The sequence below is a fragment of the Aquamicrobium terrae genome (genome assembly GCF_052978165.1).
Genome location: NZ_JBRKLZ010000001.1, coordinates 855,811 through 876,397 on the forward strand (window position 1 = coordinate 855,811; position 20,587 = coordinate 876,397).

General features: G+C 66.5%; 20 protein-coding genes. 7 read left to right on the forward strand and 13 right to left on the reverse strand.

Translation table 11 applies throughout. The annotated features are described in order from the left end of the window. Positions 1-31: 31 nt before the first annotated feature. Positions 32-1,285, reverse strand: a complete 1,254-nt coding sequence (locus ACVCNR_RS04290) for a TCR/Tet family MFS transporter (RefSeq protein WP_354198564.1) — start codon at positions 1,283-1,285, stop codon at positions 32-34. 121 nt (positions 1,286-1,406) lie between these two features. Further along, positions 1,407-2,276, reverse strand: a complete 870-nt coding sequence (locus ACVCNR_RS04295) for an EamA family transporter (RefSeq protein ID WP_447073928.1) — start codon at positions 2,274-2,276, stop codon at positions 1,407-1,409. 111 nt (positions 2,277-2,387) lie between these two features. Here ACVCNR_RS04295 and ACVCNR_RS04300 point away from each other — a divergent pair, with 111 nt between their 5' ends. Continuing rightward, the gene (locus tag ACVCNR_RS04300) at positions 2,388-2,861 is read left to right on the forward strand and encodes an Lrp/AsnC family transcriptional regulator (RefSeq protein ID WP_354198568.1); all 474 of its coding nucleotides are present in this window, start codon (positions 2,388-2,390) and stop codon (positions 2,859-2,861) included. A 19-nt stretch (positions 2,862-2,880) separates the two neighbouring features. Here ACVCNR_RS04300 and ACVCNR_RS04305 read toward each other — a convergent pair whose 3' ends face one another. The 5 genes from ACVCNR_RS04305 to ACVCNR_RS04325 all read right to left on the reverse strand — a co-directional run bounded on the left by ACVCNR_RS04305 (position 2,881) and on the right by ACVCNR_RS04325 (position 7,054). Further along, the gene (locus tag ACVCNR_RS04305) at positions 2,881-3,978 is read right to left on the reverse strand and encodes a transglutaminase-like domain-containing protein (protein ID WP_447075637.1); all 1,098 of its coding nucleotides are present in this window, start codon (positions 3,976-3,978) and stop codon (positions 2,881-2,883) included. 2 nt (positions 3,979-3,980) lie between these two features. Further along, positions 3,981-4,478, reverse strand: a complete 498-nt coding sequence (locus tag ACVCNR_RS04310; RefSeq protein ID WP_447073929.1) for a TlpA family protein disulfide reductase — start codon at positions 4,476-4,478, stop codon at positions 3,981-3,983. A 307-nt stretch (positions 4,479-4,785) separates the two neighbouring features. After that, positions 4,786-5,772 (reverse strand): nitrilase-related carbon-nitrogen hydrolase, encoded by a 987-nt coding sequence (locus ACVCNR_RS04315; RefSeq protein WP_447073930.1) that lies wholly within the window; start codon positions 5,770-5,772, stop codon positions 4,786-4,788. Between the two features lie 25 nt (positions 5,773-5,797). Then, positions 5,798-6,730 carry a KPN_02809 family neutral zinc metallopeptidase gene (ypfJ, locus tag ACVCNR_RS04320; RefSeq protein ID WP_447073931.1) on the reverse strand — a complete coding sequence of 311 codons (933 nt, stop codon included), beginning with the start codon at positions 6,728-6,730 and terminating at the stop codon, positions 5,798-5,800. A gap of 135 nt (positions 6,731-6,865) precedes the next feature. Then, positions 6,866-7,054, reverse strand: a complete 189-nt coding sequence (locus ACVCNR_RS04325) for a hypothetical protein (RefSeq protein WP_354198576.1) — start codon at positions 7,052-7,054, stop codon at positions 6,866-6,868. Positions 7,055-7,277: 223 nt separating this feature from the next. Between ACVCNR_RS04325 and ACVCNR_RS04330 the strand changes: the two genes are divergently transcribed. From ACVCNR_RS04330 to ACVCNR_RS04340, 3 genes are all read left to right on the forward strand, one after another. Further along, on the forward strand, positions 7,278-7,901 hold the full coding sequence (locus tag ACVCNR_RS04330; RefSeq protein ID WP_447073932.1) for a dihydrofolate reductase family protein: 624 nt from the start codon (positions 7,278-7,280) through the stop codon (positions 7,899-7,901). A gap of 225 nt (positions 7,902-8,126) precedes the next feature. Next, positions 8,127-11,600 (forward strand): carbamoyl-phosphate synthase large subunit, encoded by a 3,474-nt coding sequence (gene carB / locus ACVCNR_RS04335; RefSeq protein WP_447073933.1) that lies wholly within the window; start codon positions 8,127-8,129, stop codon positions 11,598-11,600. A gap of 147 nt (positions 11,601-11,747) precedes the next feature. Beyond that, on the forward strand, positions 11,748-12,404 hold the full coding sequence (locus ACVCNR_RS04340) for a glutathione S-transferase family protein (protein ID WP_447073934.1): 657 nt from the start codon (positions 11,748-11,750) through the stop codon (positions 12,402-12,404). 611 nt (positions 12,405-13,015) lie between these two features. Here ACVCNR_RS04340 and ACVCNR_RS04345 read toward each other — a convergent pair. After that, entirely contained in the window at positions 13,016-13,831 is an 816-nt protein-coding gene (locus tag ACVCNR_RS04345) for a transglycosylase SLT domain-containing protein (protein WP_447073935.1), read from the reverse strand. Between the two features lie 119 nt (positions 13,832-13,950). On the opposite strand from ACVCNR_RS04345, the gene ACVCNR_RS04350 reads away from it, so the two are divergent. Beyond that, positions 13,951-14,514, forward strand: a complete 564-nt coding sequence (locus ACVCNR_RS04350; RefSeq protein WP_447073936.1) for a methylated-DNA--[protein]-cysteine S-methyltransferase — start codon at positions 13,951-13,953, stop codon at positions 14,512-14,514. Positions 14,515-14,583: 69 nt separating this feature from the next. On the opposite strand, the gene ACVCNR_RS04355 is transcribed toward ACVCNR_RS04350, so the two are convergent. Further along, positions 14,584-14,949, reverse strand: a complete 366-nt coding sequence (locus tag ACVCNR_RS04355) for a hypothetical protein (protein WP_354198588.1) — start codon at positions 14,947-14,949, stop codon at positions 14,584-14,586. A gap of 258 nt (positions 14,950-15,207) precedes the next feature. Here ACVCNR_RS04355 and ACVCNR_RS04360 point away from each other — a divergent pair, with 258 nt between their 5' ends. Further along, positions 15,208-15,417, forward strand: coding sequence for a cold-shock protein (locus ACVCNR_RS04360; RefSeq protein ID WP_354198590.1), 210 nt, complete (start codon positions 15,208-15,210; stop codon positions 15,415-15,417). 213 nt (positions 15,418-15,630) lie between these two features. Here ACVCNR_RS04360 and ACVCNR_RS04365 read toward each other — a convergent pair whose 3' ends face one another. The 3 genes from ACVCNR_RS04365 to ACVCNR_RS04375 all read right to left on the reverse strand — a co-directional run bounded on the left by ACVCNR_RS04365 (position 15,631) and on the right by ACVCNR_RS04375 (position 18,093). Continuing rightward, positions 15,631-16,248, reverse strand: coding sequence for a glutathione S-transferase family protein (locus tag ACVCNR_RS04365; RefSeq protein WP_447073937.1), 618 nt, complete (start codon positions 16,246-16,248; stop codon positions 15,631-15,633). An 85-nt stretch (positions 16,249-16,333) separates the two neighbouring features. Beyond that, entirely contained in the window at positions 16,334-17,203 is an 870-nt protein-coding gene (locus ACVCNR_RS04370; protein ID WP_447073938.1) for an EAL domain-containing protein, read from the reverse strand. Then, entirely contained in the window at positions 17,200-18,093 is an 894-nt protein-coding gene (locus tag ACVCNR_RS04375; protein ID WP_447073939.1) for an EAL domain-containing protein, read from the reverse strand. The genes ACVCNR_RS04370 and ACVCNR_RS04375 overlap by 4 nt, the downstream gene beginning before the upstream one ends. A 204-nt stretch (positions 18,094-18,297) precedes the next feature. On the opposite strand from ACVCNR_RS04375, the gene ACVCNR_RS04380 reads away from it, so the two are divergent. Beyond that, positions 18,298-19,500: a pyridoxal phosphate-dependent aminotransferase gene (locus ACVCNR_RS04380; protein ID WP_354198598.1), complete on the forward strand. Its 1,203-nt coding sequence runs from the start codon at positions 18,298-18,300 to the stop codon at positions 19,498-19,500. Between the two features lie 54 nt (positions 19,501-19,554). Here ACVCNR_RS04380 and ACVCNR_RS04385 read toward each other — a convergent pair whose 3' ends face one another. Next, complete coding sequence (locus ACVCNR_RS04385; protein ID WP_354198600.1) at positions 19,555-20,427, reverse strand: EamA family transporter; 873 nt, start codon at positions 20,425-20,427, stop codon at positions 19,555-19,557. Positions 20,428-20,587: the final 160 nt, after the last annotated feature.

Consider the following 20,587-nt stretch of genomic DNA (forward strand, 5'->3'; position numbering starts at 1 on the left):
AGGTCCACAAAAGGGCCAACCCCGGCACCCCTTATGCCTCCTCCGTCACTCCCACAGTCACCGGCTTGCGTTCGGGCGCCCGCACCTTGGTCACCAGCACCAGCAGCGCCAGCGCCAGGAACACCCCGGCCAGCGCATAGGGCGCTCCGCCGAACGTCACCGGCGCCGAGGGGCCGGTGAACCAGGCGAAGATGTTCGTGTAGAGCAGCGGCGTGATGATCGAGGTGATCGAGAACAGGCTGGTGATCGCCCCTTGCAGCTCGCCCTGCGCCGAAGGCGGCACCTTGGCGGCGGCGAGGCTGCGCAGCGGCGGATCGGCCAGCGCCTCCAGGCAGGTGGCCACGATCACCGCATAGATCATCCAGCCATGCCAGGCCGCCGCATAGCCGAAGGCGGCGATGGCGGTGAAGGCGAGCCCCACCGCGGCGGTGCGCCATTCGCCCAGCACCGGGATGACGCGCGGCAGCACGAAGGCCATCACCAGCGCCCCGCACAGCCCGAACAGGCCGAGCGACAGGCCGATCTGGCGCTCGCTCCAGCCATAGCGATAGTCGCTGACGAAGGACCACACCGCCGGATAGACCATGTGGCCGAGCGTCATCAGGAAGAACACCAGTCCCAGCCAGCCGATGCCGGGATAGTTGCGCATCTGCTTCAGGGCGCCGAGCGGGCTGGCGCGCCGCCAGTCGAAGCGGCGGCGATAGGCCGGCGCCAGCGTCTCCGGCAGCAGGAAGAAGGCAACCGCGAAGTTGAGGAAGGCCAGCCCCGCCGCGAAATAGAACGGCACGCGCGGCCCGAACTCGCCCAGAAGGCCGCCCAGCACCGGCCCGATGACGAAGCCGACGCCGAAGGCGATGCCCAGAAGGCCGAAATTGCGCGCCCGGTTCTCGTCGGTGCTGACATCGGCGATGAAGGCCGAGGCGGTGGAATAGCTGGCCCCGCTGATGCCGGCCAGCAGCCGGCCGATGAACAGCATCGGATAGGACCAGGCGATGGCGCAGATCAGATTGTCGATGGCGAAGGTGAACACCGAGGCGAGCAGGATCGGCCGCCGCCCGAAACGGTCCGACAGGTTGCCGATCACCGGCGCGAACACGAACTGCATGGCGGCATAGGCGAAGAACAGCCAGCCGCCCTCGAGGGCCGCGGCGCTAACGTCAATGCCGGACAATTCCTGCAGATAGGCCGGCAGCACCGGCATGATGATGCCGAAGCCGATGATATCGAGCAGCAATGTGACGAAGACGAGCGCAAGTCCGCGCCGTGCCGTGGCGGTGTCCACCATCCTGCGTCCTCCCTTCGCCAGAAAGGCGAAGCGCTCCTTATAGGCGTGTCGCCAGGATGGAACAATGGGAGAACACTTCAAAAGTTTTCATGCTGACATAAGCTGTCGTGGCGGCGCGCCCTCATGCCGGGGCCGGCTTGTGAACCGCGACGCCGGCCATCACCAGCGCGATGCCGGCCAGGTCGCGCCCGCCGGGGATCTGCCCCAGCACCAGCGCGGCAATCGCCGCCGCCGAGGCCGGCAGCAGCGCCAGCAACAGCGCGAACGTCGCGCGCGGCAGCCGCGACATCGCCAGCTGGTCGCAGACATAGGGAATGACCGACGAGCACATGCCGACCGCCACGCCGGCCGCGACCAGCGTCGGTGACGCCATTGCGCGCGCCGCCTCGGCAAGGCCCACCGGCATGAGAACGACCAGCGCGATCGCCATCGCCGCGCCGAGGCGGCGCACCCCGTCCCCCGCCCCGCCGCGCGCGGCCCGGTGGCCGAGGATGATGTAGCCGACGAACAGCAGCGCGTTCAGCGCCGCCCACGACAGCCCGGCCGGATCGGACGCCCATTTCACGTTGATGAGGAGGAAGACCCCGCTCACGGCCAGGACCAGCGCAACGACGTTTCTGGCGCGCCGCTCCCCATAAAGGGCGACCCCGATGGTGCCGACGAATTCCATCGCCGCCACCAGGCTCATCGGCAGCCGCTCCAGCGCCAGATAGAACGAGGTGTTCATCACCGCGAGACAGACACCCAGCGCCACGAGAAGCAGGCGCGTGGTCCCGTCCGCCTCCGCCAGCGTCCGCCACGGACGTGTGAGTACGGCAAACACCCCCGCCGCCGTCGCGACACGGAACCAGGCCACGCCCAGCACCCCCACCGCCGGAAACAGCAGCACGGCGAAGGACGGCCCCAGATAATGGAAGACGGCGCTGACGCCGAACCATAGCTGCGGCGGAACCGCCGTCGAAACCCTGTCAATCTGGCTCTTCGGCTGCATGGCGAAGCCGTCTCCGGTCGTTCGCCTATTTATAGAAGCCACATCCGCTATCTTATATGCTTATTCCATGGCGTAATTTGCGAATTTCGTTTCTCTATGCAGGGCATTGCCATGAAACGTCTTGGAATCGAAAACGGCGCCCTCGATGCGGTGGACGCGCGCATCGTCGCGCTGCTGGCAGACAACGCCCGCATCCCCACGGCCGAGCTTGCAAGGTCGGTCGGCCTGTCCGCCCCGAGCGTCGCGGAGCGTCTCCGGCGTCTGGAGGACAGCGGCGTCATCGAAGGCTACATGGCCCGCATCGCCCCGGCGGCGATCGGCTATCCGGTCTCGGCATGGCTGAGGGTGCGCCCGGTTCCGGGCGAGCTGAAGCGCGTCGCCGAGATCATCCGCTCCATCCCCGAAATCACCGAATGCGACCGCATCACCGGCGAGGATTGCTTCCTGGCGCGCGTGCGGGTCGCCTCGGTGGCCGATCTGGAGCGGCTGCTCGACCAGCTCGTCCCCTATGCGATGACGAACACCGCCATCGTCCAGTCGTCGCCGGTCCTGCCGCGCCTGCCGCCGCTGGCCCCGGCGGCATAGCGGTCCGGCGGCCTGCGATCTACGCCATCAGTTCGCGCGCCGTGATCGCATATCTGAACCTGTCCGGGTCGAGGCAGTCCAGCCGCAGCGAGGCCGTTTCCGCCTGCGGATACATCAGGAAGCCGAGCTTCGGCCCTGCCGCCCCCGGCAGCGACACGTCATGCGCCATGTTGTAGGCCAGCCAGTTGGTTTCCCATGCGCCGAACAGCGCCTCGCGCGCCGCCACCACCTTGGCGTCGTCGGCGGCCAGGTTGCCGGGCGGCTCCTCCAGCACTACCTTGCGCACATCGGCCGGATCGACCGGCACCCAGCCGTGACCGTCCAGATAGACCTCCGCCCGGCAGTGCTGCGCCTTGGTGATCACCTCGTTCTTCGCACCGAGGCTGGCATAGCCGAACTGCGAGGGCGCCACCCGGATGCCGTAGACGTCGCGCGCCGGAAGGCCCGCGGCCCGCGCCAGCCCGACATAGAGCGCATTGAGGTCCGCGCATTTGCCGCCGAGATTGCCGCTCTCCAGCATCGCCGCGATGTCGCCGATGCCGCAGCCGCGCACGCTGGCGTCGCGGAAGGTGTTGTCCACCACCCAATCGTAGATCGCCCGCGCCCGGTCGAGGTCGGTGTTCGCGCCGGCGGTGATCTTCTGCGCCGTCTCCAGCACGATGCCGTCGACGGGAATGAGGTCGGTTCCGGCCGTGTAGAGCGCCTGTTCGGTCGGCGTCAGCGGCGGCGGGCTGCCGGGGGCGGAAAGATCCACGGCCCGGTCGCGGGTGGCGATGCGGCTGACCACCTCCACCACCGGGGCCTTTTCCCCGTCCTTCCATTCGACATGCAGCATGTCGGCCCCGTATTTCGGCTCCCGCGCCAGTTGCGCCCTGCCGGCATTGGTCGTCCATTCGCTGTTTTCGGAACGGAACCAGTCGGCCTCGTTCACCGAAGGCAGCGGAATCCATGCCTGCGTCCGGCCCTGCGGCTCGGCGATCTCAAGCCGCGTCACCACCTCGAAGCGGCGCCAGTTGCCGGGCTTCGGTGCAAAGGCGCTGTTGGCGCGCGCCGTTGCGGGCAGCAGCATCGCAGCGGAAGCCGCGGCACCCGCCTTCAGAAAATCCCGCCTGTCGATCCTCATTGGTTTTCCTCCCGTTGAACCGTTTCCATTTCCGGATTGCCGGTTGCCAGCCGTTCCCGCAGCCGCTCCACCGCAATACCGTCCCAGTCGAGGTCGTGGGTGACGACAAGGCGCGGCGTCAGCGCATCATCGAGCACGAAGGTGGTCGGCAGGGAGCGCACGCCCCACTCCCTGGCAACGCTCATGTCCATGTCCAGCAGAACCGGATAGGCGACGGGCGCCTCCTCGAAGAAGCGCCGCACCCGCAATTCCACCTCGCCCACGGAAATGGCCAGCACCGTCAGCGGCTGGTGCCCGGGCTGCGTCTGCGAGCGCGCGGCCAGACGCTGCAAGGCCGGCAGTTCCTCCCGGCACGGTTCGCACCATGTGGCGAAGAAGTGGACGAGGACCGGCCCGCCGCCATGGTCCGGCAGCTTGACGGTCTTGCCGGAAAGGTCGGTCAGGGAAAATGACGGGGCGGCATCGGCTTGGGGTGCCGGGCGAAGCTCCGCCATCGCGTCAGCCGCCACCGCTCCTTGCACCGGCAACGCCAGCGAAACGGCGGCCAGGGCCGCAAGCAGGACCGCGCCAGCCCTTCGACGATGACGTGAAGTGTCCGGGATGCCGGAAGTCGCGCACAGGCGTCGCAACAGCCATCCGCCCGGAAAACGGAGGGCAATGTCCGCTATGCCGACAAGGTGACCGCCCCGAAACTCGGGAGCCCGCGCGCCACGCATTGCAAGTCAGTATGGCGCAGATTTTCCGCCCGTCAATCGAAGGGCGTGCGCAAGGCCATGACGGTCCGGCGTCAATGCCTTCCGGCTAGGGCGCGGCCTCGCCGGGCTCCTCGCCGTCCTCGCCCCCCTCGCCGTCGGCGACTTCGACCTGATAGCTCACCGGCGCGCGCGCCGTCTCGTTCACGCTGAGCCTGAATATGTCCGGGCGCGCATAGTGCCCGGCCACGTCGAGGTCGTACTTGCCGCGGATCGTATCGGCAGGGTCGATGTCCGCGGTCAGGACCGCTTCCCGATCGTGGACGGGGCCGGCGAGCACATCGCCGAGCGGCCCCACGATCACGCTGCCGCCCCGGATGAGGACGGTCGAAGGATCGTTCCCCTGCACGCAGTCATAGGCGTCCGGCGCATCGGCCCGCGTCATGTACTGGCAGGCGCTCAGCACGAAGCAACGCCCCTCGTAGGCGATATGGCGCATCGAGGCCTGCCAGATGTCGCGCTCGTCCACGGTCGGCGCGCACCACAGGCTGATGCCCTTGCCATACATCGCCTGCCGAAGGTTGGGCATGTAGTTTTCCCAGCAGATCGCCGCGCCGATGCGGCCGATATGCGTGTCGAAGACGGGAATGGTCGAGCCGTCGCCCTGCCCCCACACCAGCCGCTCGCTGGCGGTCGGCATCAGCTTGCGATGCTTTCCGAGCAAGGCGCCGTCCGGCCCGAAGAACAGCGCCGTGCAATAGAGCGTGCCGCCGTCGCGCTCGATCACGCCGGTGACGAGATGCGCCTTCATCTTGGCGGCAAAGGAGCCGATGCGGGCCGTCTCCGGTCCCGGCACCTCGATCGCAGCCTGCCAGTAGCGCAGGAAATCGTCGCGGCCCTGCGCCGTGCGCGATCCGATCCGCGCGCCGAAATCCAGTCCCTTGGGATAGCCGCCGACATAGGCCTCGGGAAAGACGGCGAGTTCGACGCCTTCGGCGGCGGCCGCCTGGCAATGAGCCTCCATGCGCTCGAGCGTGCGCGGCGTGTCGAACAGGCTGGTCCCGGCCTGGATAACGGCGATGCGGCGTTGTGCCATGCGGCCCTCGGATCGGGTTGTTGCCTCAGATCGGATTATTGAACGTGTCGCAGTCGGAAAGCTTGCCGCTCTGGTAGCCGCGGGCGAACCATTTCTGGCGCTGCTCGGAGGTGCCGTGGTTGAAGGTTTCCGGCACCACATAGCCCTGCATGCGCTTTTGCAGCGTGTCGTCGCCGATCTGCTGGGCGGCGTTCAGCGCCTCTTCCAGGTCGCCCTCTTCCAGAATGCCCTTCTGCGCGGTGTAGTGGCCCCACACGCCGGCGAAGCAATCGGCCTGCAATTCCACCTGCATCGACATGTGGTTCGCTTCCTGCTCGCCCATGCTCTGGCGCATCTGGTTGAACTTCGGCAGAACGCCGATCAGGTTCTGCACGTGGTGGCCGACCTCATGGGCGACGACATAGGCCTCGGCGAAATCGCCGGAGGCGCCGAACTGGTCGGACAGTTGCCGGAAGAAGGACGTGTCGAGATAGACCTTCTTGTCGGCCGGGCAGTAGAAGGGCCCGGAAGCGGAGGAGGCGAAGCCGCAGGTCGAGCGGATCTGGCCGTCGAATAGGGTCAGCTTCGGTTCCTCGTAGGTCAGGCCGTTGGCCTTGAAGATGCCGTTCCAAACATCTTCCGTCTCGGCCAGCACCGTGGCCACGAACTGCCTCATCTCGTCGTTGCGCACCGAGCCCGCCCCAGGTTCGGTGGAGGTGATGCGGCCGTTGTCCTCGCCCGGCAGCAGCCCGCCGCCTCCGCCGGTCAGCACCTGCATCGGGTCGATGCCGCAGGCCTTGAGCGCGAAGAACAGCACCACGAGGATGATGATGGTGGAAATGCCGCCGCCGCCGGCGCGGCCGCCCACGGGAATGCGGATGCGGCCGGGGCCGCCGCCGAAACCGCCGGGCCGGCCGAAGCCGCCCTGCCCGCGCTGGTCCTCGATGTTGTCGCTTTGACGGCGGCCTCTCCAGCGCATGCACGATCCCCATTCTGCCGGCAGGCGCGGCGGCCTGCCCTTTTCCTGTCCGTTAACAGATAACTGAATGGCCGGGACGAGTCATGACCATTCTTCGTCCCGCACCATGCCCGGCCCATACCATGCCCGGCAAACTCAGCCGCGCTGCTTGGCCCCGGCGCTCTTGCCGTCGGAGCTTTTCGAGCGCTCCTCGAACCGCTTGGCGCCCTTCTTCAGGTCCCTGCCGGATGCTTCCTCAACCTTGCGTTCCTCGTTCTTCGCGGCCTTCAGCAATCCCTCGGCCGCTGCCGCGCCCTTGGCCGTCGTCGCATTCTCCTTGCCCATTTTGGCCTCCATCGCCCATCTCGACTTGTCCATCTCGACTTGCATTGACTGCGCCGCCGGCCGGTCGGCATCGCCTTCAACGCCGCTGGCCGCACGCGGTTCCGCCGGGGAATGAAACGAAGTGTCGGAAGCGGCGTTTGCCCAACGTCCTTGCAACATGCGCCGGGCACGAAACCGCCCGGTGCGGCACCATCGCCGACCAGAAACCCGAAAGGGACATCCAATGAGAAAGATCCGACTCACCGCTTTCGTCAGCCTGGATGGCGTCATGCAGGCCCCCGGCGGCCCGGACGAGGACCGCGACGGCGGCTTCGAGCATGGCGGCTGGACCTTCCACCATTGGGACGAGCCGATGGGCGCGTTCATGGACCGGACCTTCGACACGCCCTTCGAGCTGCTGCTCGGCCGGCACACCTACGACATCTTCGCCGCCCACTGGCCGCGCGTTCCCGATACCGACCCGATCGCGAAATCCTTCAACGCCGTGACCAAGCACGTCGCCACCCACCGGCCGGACAGCCTCGGCTGGCGCAACAGCCGGGCCCTGATGCCCGAGCCCGTTGCGGCGCTGCGGGAGCTGAAGGCCGGCACTGGGCCCGATCTGCTGGTGCAGGGCTCCACCGTCCTGCTCCAGGCATTGCTTGCCGGCGACCTGCTCGACGAGATCAGCCTGCTGACCTTCCCGCTGGTGCTGGGCAAGGGCAAGCGCCTGTTCGGCGACGGCGCCATGCCGGGCGCTTTCAGATTGCGGCACTCGCAGGTCTCCACCACCGGCGTCCTCATGGCCACCTACGAGCGCGCGGGCGAGATCGTCGCCGGGTCGTTTGCGCTCGACGAGGACGGCTGAGCGCCGCCGCGAGCGCCCAGCCCACGCGTTTAATCCGGCTCCTTTGCCCAGCCCCTTTGCCCGGCCATGCGCATTGGCTGGGCAAACATGCATTTTTCGGGGTTACATCGGTTGAAACTCTCCCCTATAAGGCCCCCTTAGCCTGATACCAGTATTCACCTCGCGCACATCGGCCCGGTTTCCCGGCGCCGGCGTTTCGCGCGCATAGCCATAACGGACCCTGCCATGCCAAAACGCACCGATATCAAATCCATCCTGATCATCGGTGCCGGCCCCATCGTCATCGGCCAGGCCTGCGAGTTCGACTATTCCGGCACCCAGGCCTGCAAGGCGCTGCGCGAGGAAGGCTTCCGCGTCATCCTGGTCAACTCCAACCCGGCCACCATCATGACCGACCCGGAGCTGGCCGACGCCACCTATATCGAGCCGATCACGCCCGAAGTCGTCGCCAAGATCATCGCCAAGGAGCGCCCGGATGCGCTGCTGCCCACCATGGGCGGCCAGACCGCGCTCAACACCGCCCTTTCGCTGCGCCGCATGGGCGTGCTGGAGCGCTACAATGTCGAGATGATCGGCGCCGACGCGCAGGCCATCGACAAGGCCGAGGACCGCGCCCTGTTCCGCGAGGCCATGGCCAAGATCGGGCTGGAGACGCCGAAGTCGATGCTGGCCAACGCCACCGACGTCAAGGATGCCGACCGCAAGAAGCACGAGGCCGAGCGCGCCGAGCTCAAGGCGTCCGGCGCCTCCGACACTGACCTCGACGCGCTCGAAACCCGCTGGAACCTCGGCGAAGGCGACCGCAAGCAGCGCTACGTCGCGCACGCCATGGGCGTGGCAGCGCAGGCGCTGGATGCCGTCGGCCTGCCCGCCATCATCCGCCCCTCCTTCACGCTCGGCGGCACCGGCGGCGGCATCGCCTTCAACCGCGAGGAATTCTTTGCCATCGTCCAGTCCGGCCTCGACGCCTCGCCGACCACCGAGGTGCTGATCGAGGAAAGCGTGCTCGGCTGGAAGGAGTTCGAGATGGAGGTCGTCCGCGACAAGGCGGACAACTGCATCATCGTCTGCTCCATCGAGAACATCGACCCGATGGGTGTCCACACCGGCGACTCGATCACCGTCGCGCCCGCGCTGACCTTGACCGACAAGGAATACCAGATCATGCGCAACGCCTCGATCGCGGTGCTGCGCGAGATCGGCGTCGAGACCGGCGGCTCCAACGTCCAGTTCGCGGTCAACCCCGAAAACGGCCGCCTCGTCGTCATCGAGATGAACCCGCGCGTGTCGCGCTCCTCCGCGCTCGCCTCCAAGGCCACCGGCTTCCCGATCGCCAAGATCGCCGCCAAGCTGGCCGTCGGCTACACGCTGGACGAGCTGGAGAACGACATCACCGGCGGCGCGACGCCGGCCTCCTTCGAGCCGACCATCGACTACGTGGTCACCAAGATCCCGCGCTTCGCCTTCGAGAAATTCCCCGGCGCGGAGCCGACCCTCACCACCGCCATGAAGTCGGTCGGCGAGGTCATGGCCATCGGCCGCACCTTCCAGGAATCGCTGCAGAAGGCGCTGCGCGGCATGGAGACCGGCCTCACCGGCCTCGACGAGATCGAGATCCCCGGCATCGGCCAGGGCGATGACAAGAACGCCATCCGCGCCGCCCTCGGCACCCCGACGCCCGACCGGCTGCGCATGGTGGCGCAGGCCATCCGCATGGGCACCTCGCTGGAAGACGTGCACGCCATGTGCAAGATCGACCCGTGGTTCCTCGAGCAGATCGCCGGCATCATCGCCATGGAAACCCGCATCCGCGAACACGGCCTGCCCGAGGACGCCGCCAATCTGCGCATGCTGAAAGCCATGGGCTTCTCCGACGCCCGCCTCGCCTCGCTGACCGGCAAGAAACCCAAGGAAGTCGCCCAGCTTCGCAATTCGCTTGCCGTCCACCCGGTCTACAAGCGCATCGACACCTGCGCCGCCGAATTCGCCTCCCCCACCGCCTATATGTACTCCACCTATGAGCAGCCTTTCGCCGGCCAACCCGCCAACGAGGCCGGCGTCTCGGACCGCAAGAAGGTTGTCATCCTCGGCGGCGGCCCCAACCGCATCGGCCAGGGCATCGAGTTCGACTACTGCTGCTGCCACGCCTGCTTCGCGCTGGCCGAGGCCGGCTACGAGTCGATCATGATCAACTGCAACCCGGAGACGGTTTCGACCGACTACGACACCTCCGACCGCCTCTATTTCGAGCCGCTCACCGCCGAGGACGTCATCGAGATCCTCAAGATGGAGCAGAGCCGCGGCGAGCTGGTCGGCGTCATCGTCCAGTTCGGCGGCCAGACCCCGCTGAAGCTGGCAGAGGCGCTGGAGAAGAACGGCATCCCGATCCTCGGCACCTCGCCCGACATGATCGACCTTGCCGAGGACCGCGACCGCTTCCAGAAGCTGCTCCAGAAGCTCGACCTCACCCAGCCCGAGAACGGCATCGCCTATTCGGTCGAACAGGCCCGCACCGTTGCCGGCGAGTTGGGCTTCCCGCTGGTGGTGCGTCCCTCATACGTGCTGGGCGGCCGCGCCATGCAGATCATCCATGACGAGGCCATGCTGCAAACCTACCTGCTCGACACCGTGCCCGAGCTGGTGCCGGAGGACATCAAGCAGAAATACCCCAACGACAAGACCGGCCAGATCAACACGCTGCTCGGCAAGAACCCGCTTCTGTTCGACACCTATCTGTCGGGCGCCATCGAGGTCGATGTCGACTGCCTGTGCGACGGCAAGGACGTCTACGTCTCGGGCATCATGGAGCACATCGAGGAGGCCGGCATCCATTCGGGCGATAGCGCCTGCTCGCTGCCCGTCCACTCGCTGTCCGACGAGATCGTGGACGAACTCGAGCGCCAGACGGCCGCGCTCGCCAAAGCGCTCAATGTCGGCGGCCTGATGAACGTCCAGTACGCCATCAAGGACGGCACCATCTACGTGCTGGAGGTGAACCCGCGCGCCAGCCGCACCGTGCCCTTCGTCGCCAAGACGGTCGGCAAGCCCATCGCCAAGGTCGCCGCCCGCATCATGGCCGGCGAGACGCTGGACGAAGCCTTCGCGCACTATGGCGAGAAGCCGAACGCCCGCAATCCCGGCCACATCGCGGTCAAGGAAGCCGTCTTCCCCTTCTCCCGCTTCCCCGGCGTGGACATCCTGCTCGGGCCGGAGATGAAGTCGACCGGCGAAGTCATGGGCCTCGACCGCGACTATGCGCTGGCCTTCGCCAAGGCGCAGCTCGGCGCGGGCGTCGACCTGCCGCGCTCGGGCACGCTGTTCGTCTCGGTGCGCGACGACGACAAGCACGGCATACTGGAGCCGGTGCGCCGCCTCGCCGGACAGGGTTTCCGCGTGCTGGCGACCGGCGGCACCCAGCGCTTCCTGGCCGAAAACGGCATCGAGGCGGAAAAGATCAACAAGGTGCTCGAAGGCCGCCCCCACATCGAGGACGCCATCCGCAACCGTCAGGTGCAGATCGTCTTCAACACCACGGACGGCCAGAAGGCGGTGTCGGACTCCAAATCGCTGCGCCGCGCCACCCTGATGCAGAAGGTGCCCTACTACACCACGCTGTCCGGCATGGCGGCGGTAGCCGAAGCCATCGCCGCCCTCAAGGCCGGCTCGCTGGAAGTGCGGCCGTTGCAGGAATATTTCTGAGTCCTGAAGGGTTCATGAAAAGGCCGGGTTTCGACCCGGCCTTTTCATTTGGCCGCTGCGCTTGTCGGGAACGCAGCCGCTCATTCGTCCTCTGGCTGAAAAGCCCAGTAGCCGAATAATATGAGCGAAACCGCCCGGAGCCTTCCCATGATCCCCACTATCACCGCCTTTGAAAGTTCGCCCGACCGCGGCAAGGGTCAGGCGCGCGACATGCGTGTCCGCTGGGCGTTCGAGGAAGTGGGCCAGCCTTACGGGGTCCGTCTTGTTTCGTTCCGCGAGATGAAAGAAGCCGCGTATCGCGCGCTCCAGCCTTTCGGGCAGATTCCGACCTATCAGGAAGGCGATCTCGCGCTGTTCGAGTCGGGGGCCATCGTGCTCCATATCGCGCAACATCATGCCGGCCTGCTGCCGGACGATCCGCATGGCCGGGCCCGCGCCATCATGTGGATGTTCGCCGCGCTCAACACGGTGGAGCCGCCTATCGTCGAGCACGAACAGGCGCCCTATGTGGAACGCGGCCAGCCCTGGTACGGCAGGGAGCGCCTGTCCTTCCTCGAGGATCGCATCCGCGTCCGGCTGGCCGAACTTTCCCGCCGTCTTGGCGACGACGGCTGGCTCGATGGCGCCTTCAGCGCCGGCGACCTCATGATGGTGATGGTGCTGCGCAGGCTGAACGGGTCGGGGATGCTGGAAGAATATCCGAACCTTGCCGCCTATGTCGCCCGCGGCGAGGCGCGACCGGCCTTCCAGCGGGCATTCGCGGCGCAACTGGCCGTGTTCCTCGCCGCATCGGGCGACAGATAAGCTTCCGGTTGCTGCCCGAAAGATTCTTTTCTCCGCAGACAGGGAGAAGGAAGATGGCCGCAACGCCGATGCCTCCCTCTCCCCGCCCGGGGGGAAAGGGTAAGGGTGAGGGACTTTTTCCTGCAAAATCCGAAAGAAACCGGCACTTTTATCCCCACCCTCGCCGCCTCGCCTATCATTCCCCTGCCCTTCCTGCGGGACCGCCGGTCATGACGGTGGCGGCGGAGGATGGGACGGCGCGGCGGCGAACCCTGAACGTGAGGGCAAGCCGCTGATCGGGAGTGCCTGGCGAAGGGATCGATGGTTCGCCGCAGGCTGGACTGTGCGGTAATGCGGCAGCCCGGCTGAAACCGTTCTGGAAACGGGACGGGTCGGTCCATTGCACGCGTATCCTCGCAAGGGGTGCGCGGCCTCGAAGGCTGTAGCCGGCTGGGCCCGGTAGGACGCTGGACGGGCGGTCGCAAGGCCGCACCACAAAACTTCAGATGAGCGACCGAGCGCCGCCCGTCATCCCGACTTGATCAATGGCCAGACGGTTTTCCGGGCGTGGCGAGGATGAATTGCGCGGTGGCCCGGCCGTCCTCGAGCAGGGGAGAAAAATGCCGGAAGGATCAGGATTCGTTCAGCGCGACCGGCAGGTCGACATGGCTCGGTGTTTCCACCGGCAGGGCCGGGATGGCGGCCGGTTCGCGGCGGCGCTTGCGGTCCTTGCCGAGACCGGTGATCTCCAGCATGCCGCGCCTCTTGGCGTGGTAGTAGTAGCCGGTCTGGTAAAGCCGGTCGGCGCGGTTTTCGTCGCCATCGGCCACCAGCCAGGCGCCGCGCAGATATTTCACCGCATATTTCAGGTTGGTCTCGGCATCGAGCAGGCCGTTGGCCGGGCCGTCATAGCCCATGCCGCGCGCCGTCGCGTGCTTGATCTGCATCAGGCCCCAATGGCCGTTGTTGTACGCCTTGGGATTGAAGGTGCTTTCGCGCTTCACCACGCGGCGCACGAACTGCTCCGGCAGGCCGTAGACATTGGCATATTTGGCGATCAGCCCGTCGACGCCGCCGCGCGAGACGGGCTCCGCATCGGCGGTCGTGGTGGTCAGCACCGCGGGCTCCGCGCGCGGCATGGCGGCGGCGGAGGCGAGCTGAATGGGGGATGCCGCAGGCGCGGCGGCCAGCGCCATCACCGGCGCGGTCTCGCCGGGCTGCGCGGGCGCCGGGAAAGCGGCCAGATCGGCGTTGCGGGAAGCATCGGCGAAAGCGCTCTCGGGCAGCACGGCCACCGTCTCGGGCAGCGGCACCACGAAGCCGGCGTCGGCCTCCGCTTCGCTCGTCTCGACAAGGTTCTGGGTGGTCTGCGACGTGGTCGTGCAGCCGGAAAGGCCAAAAGCGGCCAGCACCATGCCAAAGGCGACGATTTTGAGCTTCGCTGGCAAGAGCGGTACAAGTCCGTTGATCGGTTAATCGCTCCTTACACCAGCCGATTCCGGCGGGCAACCTGCGGATGTGCTGTTTTCGGGTGGCGGCCACGGCAGGCAGATGAGATAATGTAACAATGCGTAACAATTCCGACAAAACCGCCGGCCATACCGTCTTCGAAACGCAGATGGGCTTCACCGGCTTTGCCTGGAGCGAAGCCGGCATCACGCGGCTCTGCCTGCCGGAGAAAAGCCGCGCGGGCGTCGAGCGGCGGCTGGCCGGGCACGGCCCCGCCGTCGCCCAGCCGCAAGGCTGGGTTGCGGAGCTGGTGGAGGCGATCAGGGCCTATTTCGCCGGTGCCGATATCGATTTCTCGGCCGTGCCGGTCGACCTTTCCGGCATCGACGCCTTCCGGCTCGACATCTACGCCGCCGCGCGCCGGCTGGCCTTCGGCGAGGCCGTCACCTATGGCGAGCTTGCCCGCCGCGCCGGACATGAGGGCATGGCGCGCGAAACCGGGGCTGCGCTCGGCGCCAATCCGGTGCCGCTGGTGGTGCCCTGCCACCGCATCGTGGCGGCCGGCGGCAAGATCGGCGGCTTTTCCGCCCCCGGCGGCTCGGCGACCAAGGAAAAGATGCTGGCGCTGGAGGGCGTGCGGGTCGGCCCGCCGCCGCCCGCCCAGACGTCGTTCGGCTTTTGAGCATTTTGCATGCCAGACGCAACCGCCTGGCGTTGCACAAATGCAGCCAAGGAAACCAGGCTCCAGCCGTCAGTCCCGCCCGAACATCCAGATCCGGCCGCGCCGCTCGAATTCCGGCTGCTTGCATTTGTAGACCGGGCACGAGCGCGTGTCGGCGCTCGGCACATAGGCGCGGGCCCGCACCTGTCCGGCCGGGCAGAAGCGGCTGTCGCTCACATAGCGGTCGTAGAGCGGCAGGCTGGGGTTGCGGGGCGAGCGGTAGCGCAGGATCACCGCGCCCTCGCGGGCGACGCGGACCTGCACGCCGTCGCAGCTCATGCGCGTCGGGTCGTAGCGTGAGACGGCATGCGCCTCGGCCGCAAGCAGGCTCAGGCCGAGCCCGAGAACAGCGATCTTGCCAAGGTGAAACGTCTTGCCGAAGGGAAGTTTGGTCATTTTCGTCCTCCGCAATGCGAGGCTCCTGAAACGCCGTCCCGGCGGGCCTTGTTCCGCAAGGCGGCAGAAGCCCGTTTATCGCAGCCCCTTGTTTTGGCCGCAAGCAAACGCTATATGCGGCTCGTTGATATTTCGGCCGATCGATCCGGGCCGCGCGTTCCTACGAGCTTGCTGCCGTCTATCTGCAAAATCTCGATACCACCGGCCGGATGGTTTTCCGGTCACAGACAAAGCAGCCAACTTGAAGGAATACGCAATATGGCAACCGGAACCGTGAAATGGTTTAACGCCACCAAGGGTTATGGCTTCATCCAGCCCGACAATGGTGGTCCGGACGTTTTCGTCCACATCTCCGCCGTGCAGCGCGCAGGTCTGACCTCGCTCGCCGACGGCCAGAAAGTCACCTTCGAGATCGAGCAGGACCGCCGTACCGGCAAGTCGTCCGCTGGATCTCTGCAGGCGGCCTGACCCTGCGCGAGCGCGCGCCGGGTGATCGACCCGGACCGCGCGGCAAGCCACGGATGTACTGGCGGTCGCGAGGGAAGCGCGCCGGAGCTTGAAGAAACCGACCAGCCGAAGCAGCGGATTGCTGCCGGCCCGGCCAGAAAGCTCCCTGTCAGGCCACCTGACCCCATCGAATAGGAAAAGGCGGGCTTTGCCCGCCTTTTTCACGCCGGCGTTTCAGGCCGGCGGCAGCCACTCGGCCGGAACATGCCCCGGATCGGTCTCGACCCGCCGCAGCCATTCCACCACATGGGGATAGGCGTCGAGGTCGAAGCCGCCCTTCCCCGCGCTGTGGGTGTAGGCATAAAGCGCCAGGTCCGCCACGCTGATGCCGCCGCCCGCAAAGAAATCGCGGGTGGAAAGATGCCCGTCCATCACCGAAAGCGCCTTGTTGCCCCGCTCCAGCGTCAGCGCCAGCCGTTCCGGTGTCGCATCCGCGGCGCGTTCGGGAAAGGTCAGCAGCGCCTTGCGCACGGCGATATAGGGCTCGTGGCTGTACTGTTCGAAGAACAGCCACTGATAGGCCAAGGCCCGCTCGTAGCGGTCGGACGGAAGGAACCGCGTGCCCTCGGCGAGATAAAGCAGGATGGCGTTCGATTCCGCGATCGCCCTGCCGTCGTCCAGCTCCAGCAGGGGCACCATGGCATTGGGATTGCGCGCCTTGTAGTCGGGCGTGCGGGTGGCGCCGGTGCGGGAACTCACCTCGACATGGGCGAAGGGCAGGCCGAGCTTGGCCATCAAGAGCCGCGGCTTGTAGCAATTGCCGCTGTCGATCATTCCGTAAAGTCTGGGCATGGGCATCGCTCCGTTGGCGCGCATATTGCGCGGCGCGGACGCCGGGTTCCAATGACTTAATTTGCTGGAAGCATCAAAAAAAGCTTCACCTGCCCCGATCCGGCCGCAGCGCCATGGCCGCATCCGCCCCGGGCAGGAGCCGGTCGATCACCAGCGGGCTTTCGTCGAAGAACGCGCCCGCGGCAAGCGGCCTTGCCAGAAGCAGGCCTTGCAGCAGGTCGGCGCCGGCTTCCAGCGCCATGCGCAACTGCCGCGCCGTCTCGATACCTTCCACCAGGACCTCGACCCCGGCATCCTGAAGCATGGACACCAGCCGCCCGAACAGGTGCCCGGCGGCCGGATAGGAGCACAGCAGCGCGAAGAGCGGCCCGTCGACCCGCACGACATGCGGCCGGATCACGTCGACCTGCTGCTCGCTCTCATGGCCGGTGCCGAAGCCGGACAGGACCACGCCAAGCCCGCTGGCGCGCATTTCATAAGCCACCTCGCACAGGAGGCCCGGCTCGTCCGCATGCCCCCCTGCAACCTGGCACATCACCTGCCCCGGATGCAGGCCCAGCTCGTCCAGCCGGCCGGCCATCAGCCGCAATTCGGAAACCGTGCGCCCCGCCCCGTCATTGACGTCGAGGTCGAAGCCGAAAAACAGCTTCAGCCCGTCCAGGCCGATATTGCGGAAATTGCGCAGGTGCAGCGTGCGGCACAGCGCATCGACGAAGGGACGCTCCCCCGGCAGAACCGCGTCGAGGAAGATGGCTGGCGAAACGCTGCACCCCCGGTGATGCGCCTCGACGGCCGCTTCCACCGCCACCATGCGCAACAGCTCGCCGCGCGGCGCAAAGATCGGCTGGTAGGTGCTGCGCAGCCGGAAATCCTCGTGCACGGCATATTCGATGCCGATCTCATCGGCGAATATGGCATCCGCGACCATGCGCCGGCGTCTGTTTCCGGCTGTCATCGCACCACCCGCCGGCCGAATGTCCTTCCGGGCGGATGTTGCGGGCCGGACCGTGGCGCCGCCGGCTTGAGCTGTTCCTCCGGCTCCGGTTCCGGGGGCGGCGTACCTGCCCCCTTCATTTCGGGCGAGGCCATCACCGGCCGCGCCAGCACGAAACCCTGCACCATGGAAGCGCCGGATTTTTCGGCCAGTTCGATCTGCCAGTCCTCCTCGATGCCTTCGAACACCGTGCGGATGCCCTGCTCCTCGAACGATCTGACCATGGTCGCCAGCAAGGCGAAACCGACATCGGATTCCATCAGCCGGTTGATCCAGACCGCATCGAACTTGACGATATCGGGCATCAGATCCTTGATGCGGCTGATGTCGGATTCATCGGCGCCGTAGTCGTCGACGGCGATGCGAAAGCCGTTGCCGCGCAGGCCGGTGACGAAACTGTAGAAGGCCTCCTGCGACCCGGTCGGGTTCTCCGTGACCTCGCACACGACGCGGGCCGGCGCAATGCCGACGCTGCTCAGCACCAGCCGCATGTTGCGCAGCGTGGTGTCACCGATGTCCTGCTCGGTGAAAACCGACGGATCGATGTTGATGAAAAGCATGACGCCTTCAGGCAGGCACACCCCGGCATTCAGCAGGTGCAGCGTCCGCGTCAGTTCCTCGACCTGCAACCTGTCGCTGGCATTGCAGGTGGCGAAGAAGGCCGGCGGCGTCTCCGGCTCCCCGTTGCGGAACGGACGCACCAGCGCCTCGAATGCCTCGACGCGCAGCTTGCCTTCATGGAAGGCGAAGATCGGCTGGAAGGCGGTCCTGAGCGTGAAAGGCCCCCACCGCCCGATCGCGGTGCCATCCGCCTCGCGCTCGATATGAGATAGGCCTGCCCTGCGCTCCACCCTTACGATCTTTCCCTTCGCTTCGCGGGATTCGTCCAAACTGTCACGAAACGCTTAAAAGCGGTTTAACCCGCGTTAATCCGGCCCTTTAAGACCCGGCAACCATTGCGCCAGCAGCGAACAATGCTTGCACTCGACAGCACGATGCGACATTAGAGGCGTGCAGCATTTTTCCCCGTCCAGCCATATATCGGAGACGTCCAAATGGCCTTTCTTGCCGACGCCCTTTCCCGCGTGAAGCCTTCCGCGACCATCGCGGTCTCGCAGAAAGCGCGCGAGCTGAAAAACGCCGGGCGCGACGTCATCGGGCTCGGCGCGGGCGAGCCCGATTTCGATACGCCGGACAACATCAAGAACGCCGCCATCGAGGCGATCCGCCGCGGCGAGACCAAGTACCCGCCGGTGTCGGGCATCGCGCCGCTGCGCGAGGCGATCGCCAGGAAGTTCAAGCGCGAGAACAACCTCGACTACAAGCCGGAGCAGACCATCGTCGGTACCGGCGGCAAGCAGATCCTGTTCAACGCCTTCATGGCGACGCTGAACCCCGGCGACGAGGTCGTCATCCCGCGTCCCTACTGGGTGAGCTACCCGGAGATGGTGGCGCTGTGCGGCGGCACGCCGACCTTTGCCGAAACCTCGATCGCCAACGGCTTCAAGCTGACAGCCGAGGCGCTGGAGAAGGCGATCACCCCGAAGACCAAGTGGCTGGTGATGAACTCACCGTCCAACCCCTCGGGCGCGGCCTATGCCGAAGCCGAACTGCGTGCGCTGGCCGACGTGCTCCTGAAGCACCCGCATGTGTGGGTGTTGACCGACGACATGTACGAGCACCTGACCTATGGCGACTTCGTCTTCAGGACCATCGCCGAGGTGGAGCCCAACCTCTACGACCGCACGCTGACCATGAACGGCGTGTCCAAGGCCTATGCGATGACCGGCTGGCGCATCGGCTATGCCGCAGGCCCCATCCAGCTCATCAAGGCCATGGACATGATCCAGGGCCAGCAGACCTCGGGCGCCTGCTCCATCGCGCAGTGGGCTTCGGTCGAGGCGCTGAACGGCCCGCAGGACTTCATCGCGAAGAACAAGGCGGTTTTCCAGGGCCGGCGCGACCTCGTCGTCTCGATGCTCAACCAGGCGCGCGGCATCACCTGCCCGACGCCGGAAGGCGCGTTCTACGTTTATCCGTCCTGCCAGGAACTGATCGGCAAGGCGGCCCCCTCGGGCAAGGTGATCGACACCGACGAGACCTTCGTCTCCGAGTTGCTGGAGGCGGAAGGCGTGGCCGTGGTGCACGGTTCGGCCTTCGGCCTCGGCCCCAACTTCCGCATCTCCTATGCCACGTCGGATGCGCTGCTGGAGGAAGCCTGCACGCGCATCCAGCGCTTCACGGCCAGCCTGAGCTGATCGGCGCAAGCGATTCAAAAGACTCCAAAAGCCCGGCCTCGCGCCGGGCTTTTCTTATCCGACCCCGAGAAGGATCACGCCGGCGATGAGGACCGCGCATCCGGTGAGGCGCCAGGGCCCGACGATTTCCCTCAGGAAGAACATCCCCATCAGCGTCCCCACCATCATGGACATCTCCCGCATCGGCGCGACCAGGCTGAGGGGTGCGCCCGATCCCAAGGCCGCCAGAACGAGGATATAGGACAGGGGCGACAGCAGGCCGACCGCGACGGCGGTCCACCAGAAGCCGCGCATGGCCTTCAGGGCCCGGCGCGGATGCGCGACGACGAAGGGGCCCAGCAGGAAGAACCGCAAAAGGTTGGAGAACCAGTCGAGCACGACGGGGGCGATGCCCAGCACCTTGACCGCATAGGCATCGACCACCGTATAGGACGCGATCAGCCCGCCGGTGGTCGTGCCCCAGCGAACGCCGGACTGGCCGCCCGGCCGCCGGAATGCCGAGAGGTCGCCCCGCGTTGCGATGAGCCCGATCCCGGCGACCACCAGCACCAGCCCAACCAGCCCCACGCCGGTCGGCATCTCCCCGAGGATCAGGAAAGCGCCGATCGTCGACAGCATCGGGCCGGTGCCCCTTGCCACCGGATAGACCACCGAAAAATCGGCCAGTTGGTAGCCCCGCTGCAAGCACAGGCTGTAGGCCAGATGGATGACACCGCTGAGAAGCACGAAGCCGACCCCGGCGCCGCTCCACGCGATGTGGCCCTGCCCCAGGACGTAAAGCACCCACGGCGCGTAGCCGATGCAGGAAACGAGGTTGTAGGCAAACACGAAAACCGGGCCGACCGAGGCCGCGCGTTTGGCGAGCAGGTTCCAGCTCGCGTGGATGAGCGATGCCAGAACGACGAAAAGCAGCGAGGACAGCGTCATTGAGACCCCCTTGCGCGCCTGTGGCGCCGGTTGATCTCGACGTCTCCTCCCCTGGTGTTTTATCCCTTGGGTGCAGCCGCGGAAATTCCCGCGGTCTCTGCAACGCTCGGTCCAGCAGCGGACATGCCGCCCGGAACCCTAGTTGCCACTCGGTCGATGA

Bases quoted from the DNA above. Each gene is read 5' to 3' on its own strand.
- ACVCNR_RS04290 (WP_354198564.1), bottom strand. From the start codon at position 1,285: ATGGTGGACACCGCCACGGCACGGCGCGGACTTGCGCTCGTCTTCGTC.
- ACVCNR_RS04295 (WP_447073928.1), bottom strand. From the start codon at position 2,276: ATGCAGCCGAAGAGCCAGATTGACAGGGTTTCGACGGCGGTTCCGCCG.
- ACVCNR_RS04300 (WP_354198568.1), top strand. From the start codon at position 2,388: ATGAAACGTCTTGGAATCGAAAACGGCGCCCTCGATGCGGTGGACGCG.
- ACVCNR_RS04310 (WP_447073929.1), bottom strand. From the start codon at position 4,478: ATGGCGGAGCTTCGCCCGGCACCCCAAGCCGATGCCGCCCCGTCATTT.
- ACVCNR_RS04315 (WP_447073930.1), bottom strand. From the start codon at position 5,772: ATGGCACAACGCCGCATCGCCGTTATCCAGGCCGGGACCAGCCTGTTC.
- ypfJ (WP_447073931.1), bottom strand. From the start codon at position 6,730: ATGCGCTGGAGAGGCCGCCGTCAAAGCGACAACATCGAGGACCAGCGC.
- ACVCNR_RS04325 (WP_354198576.1), bottom strand. From the start codon at position 7,054: ATGGGCAAGGAGAATGCGACGACGGCCAAGGGCGCGGCAGCGGCCGAG.
- ACVCNR_RS04330 (WP_447073932.1), top strand. From the start codon at position 7,278: ATGAGAAAGATCCGACTCACCGCTTTCGTCAGCCTGGATGGCGTCATG.
- carB (WP_447073933.1), top strand. From the start codon at position 8,127: ATGCCAAAACGCACCGATATCAAATCCATCCTGATCATCGGTGCCGGC.
- ACVCNR_RS04340 (WP_447073934.1), top strand. From the start codon at position 11,748: ATGATCCCCACTATCACCGCCTTTGAAAGTTCGCCCGACCGCGGCAAG.
- ACVCNR_RS04350 (WP_447073936.1), top strand. From the start codon at position 13,951: ATGCGTAACAATTCCGACAAAACCGCCGGCCATACCGTCTTCGAAACG.
- ACVCNR_RS04355 (WP_354198588.1), bottom strand. From the start codon at position 14,949: ATGACCAAACTTCCCTTCGGCAAGACGTTTCACCTTGGCAAGATCGCT.
- ACVCNR_RS04360 (WP_354198590.1), top strand. From the start codon at position 15,208: ATGGCAACCGGAACCGTGAAATGGTTTAACGCCACCAAGGGTTATGGC.
- ACVCNR_RS04365 (WP_447073937.1), bottom strand. From the start codon at position 16,248: ATGCCCAGACTTTACGGAATGATCGACAGCGGCAATTGCTACAAGCCG.
- ACVCNR_RS04370 (WP_447073938.1), bottom strand. From the start codon at position 17,203: ATGACAGCCGGAAACAGACGCCGGCGCATGGTCGCGGATGCCATATTC.
- ACVCNR_RS04380 (WP_354198598.1), top strand. From the start codon at position 18,298: ATGGCCTTTCTTGCCGACGCCCTTTCCCGCGTGAAGCCTTCCGCGACC.
- ACVCNR_RS04385 (WP_354198600.1), bottom strand. From the start codon at position 20,427: ATGACGCTGTCCTCGCTGCTTTTCGTCGTTCTGGCATCGCTCATCCAC.